At 64.3% G+C, this 1,727-nt stretch carries 1 protein-coding gene; it reads left to right on the top strand.

The window, feature by feature from the left end; genetic code table 11:
• The first annotated feature begins 103 nt into the window (after nucleotides 1-103).
• The gene (locus QTH97_RS36830; RefSeq protein WP_444813523.1) at nucleotides 104-1,240 is read left to right on the top strand and encodes an IS110 family RNA-guided transposase; all 1,137 of its coding nucleotides are present in this window, start codon (nucleotides 104-106) and stop codon (nucleotides 1,238-1,240) included.
• Nucleotides 1,241-1,727 lie beyond the last annotated feature (487 nt).

Below are 1,727 nucleotides of genomic sequence, written 5' to 3' on the forward strand. Positions count from 1 at the left end.
CCGATCTGCATGAACAGGCCGGATATAAGACCGCAGTCGTTACCGCCGAATCAGAGCTTCAAGAACTGGCTTGTTGCACGGGAGGCGTCCATATAAGATGGAAATGTCGACCACCCAAGCAGTCCCACAGCGTGAGGATACGGCGATCCAGGGCGAGCTGTACATGAGCTTCGAGCTCGGCGATAAGAAGTGGAAGCTGACGGCAAGCGATGGCCGCCTCGGCCCGAGCCGGTACAACGTGGACGCCGGCGACACGGCCGCAGTTGCTCACTGCATCGGCAAGGCCCGCGAGCGCTGCAAGCTTGAGCCGCAGGCCCAGGTGCACTCGTGCCATGAAGCCGGCCGCGACGGCTGGTGGCTGCATCGCTGGCTGATCGAGCAGGGTATCGACAACATCGTGGTCGACTCCTCCAGCATCGAGGTGAACCGACACGCCAGGCGGACCAAGACCGATCGACTCGATGGCGACAAGCTGTTGGCGATGCTGCTGCGCCACCATCGTGGCGAGCGTGTGTGGTCGGTGGTGCATGAGCCGACGCCTGAAGACGAGGATGCGCGCCGCACGCACCGCGAACTCGCCCGGCTGACTCAGGAGCGCACCTCACACACGAACCGCATCAAGTCGCTGCTGGTGCTGCACAACCTGCGCCCGCACGTCATCATCGGCGGGCGCGACTGGCCCGCGTGGTGGTCGCGCCATGGCGAACAGGTACCGCCATTGTTGCGCGCCGAGATCGAGCGCGAGAGCGCGCGGCTGACGCTGGTCAAACAGCAGGTCAGGGTGCTGGGGGCCGAGCGGCGCCACGAACTGGCCGATGGCAAGCAGCCGCTGGTGGCGCAACTGACCCAGCTGCGCGCCATCGGATCGAAAGGCGCATGGGTGTTGGTCAAGGAGCTGTTCGGCTGGCGGCGCTTCGCCAACCGGCGCGAGCTAGCCGGCTGCCTGGGGTTGGCACCCACGCCATATGCCAGCGGCGACAGCCAGATCGAGCAAGGCATCAGCCGGGCCGGCAACAAGCGAGCGCGCGTGTTGCTAGTCGAACTCGCCTGGAGCTGGCTGCGCCTGCAGCCCGACAGCGCCTTGACCCAGTGGTTCAACGGGCGCTTCGCCGTTGGGGGCAAGCGCATGCGCAGAGTGGGCATCATCGCCTTGGCGAGAAGACTGGCGATCGCCCTGTGGCGCTATCTGCAGTATGGCGAGATCCCGGCCGGGGCTACGCTCAAGCCGGCCGCCACTTGAGGAAGGGGCCTGACACTCTCGCACCGACATACCGCTTGGCAAGGAACGCATCATCATGATCGAAGGTCGACGCGCCCGTGACAACCCAGGGTCACTGCGAGTAAGTGACCGTCTGTTTAGATGGGGCGCGCCGGTAACCGGGGTTTGCCAGTGCGCTTCGCGCGCATGCAGCATGAGGTGCAGGATGTTCACGTCCTGCACGGATAGAAGGTCGTCCGAGCACAACTGGCTCGAACGCTCACCAAACCCCGACCTCGGATCAGGATGCATCACCTATGCCTCGCCAGTCACCTCATCCGCTCAGCAAGAACCGGGGCCGTCATGAAACACCGTCAGTACCGTTGATAAAAGGGCTTGACAAAAGAGTCCCCATAGAAAGGGTTGTGGGACAGCTGCCCGGCAGACGCGCAGCGCATAGATCGACCATGACCTGAGGGCAGGTGTCCCTCAAGCCTCGAGGGAGGAAACCGCGGAGCACAGCGCGGCG

Origin of the sequence: Variovorax gracilis, from assembly GCF_030317115.1 — a bacterium.
In the GTDB taxonomy this organism is placed as follows: domain Bacteria; phylum Pseudomonadota; class Gammaproteobacteria; order Burkholderiales; family Burkholderiaceae_C; genus Variovorax; species Variovorax gracilis.